Genomic DNA, 303 nt, shown 5'->3' on the forward strand with positions numbered 1-303 from the left:
TGGCGGACCTTCTGGGTCGCACCGAGTTCTGGCTGGGGCAGCAGGGCCGCCTGACACATCCGATGGTGCTGCTGCCTGGGGCCACGCATTACGAGCCGGTCGAGTGGGACGCGGCGTTCGCGCTGATCGCCGGCGAACTGCGCGGTCTGGCGTCGCCGGACGAGGCGGTGTTCTACACATCCGGGCGCACCAGTAACGAGGCGGCGTTCGTGTATCAGCTGATGATCCGGGCGTTCGGGACGAACAATCTGCCGGATTGTTCGAACATGTGCCACGAATCCTCGGGTAGTGCGTTGGTGGAGA

The 303-nt window shown here is 65.0% G+C and carries 1 protein-coding gene; it reads left to right on the plus strand.

The window, feature by feature from the left end:
- Positions 1-303 (plus strand): molybdopterin-dependent oxidoreductase (locus P3H15_RS56060; RefSeq protein WP_276144939.1); only part of this gene is annotated, 303 nt, incomplete at both ends.

Source organism: Rhodococcus sp. T2V (assembly GCF_029269925.1).
Classification (GTDB): domain Bacteria; phylum Actinomycetota; class Actinomycetes; order Mycobacteriales; family Mycobacteriaceae; genus Rhodococcus_F; species Rhodococcus_F koreensis.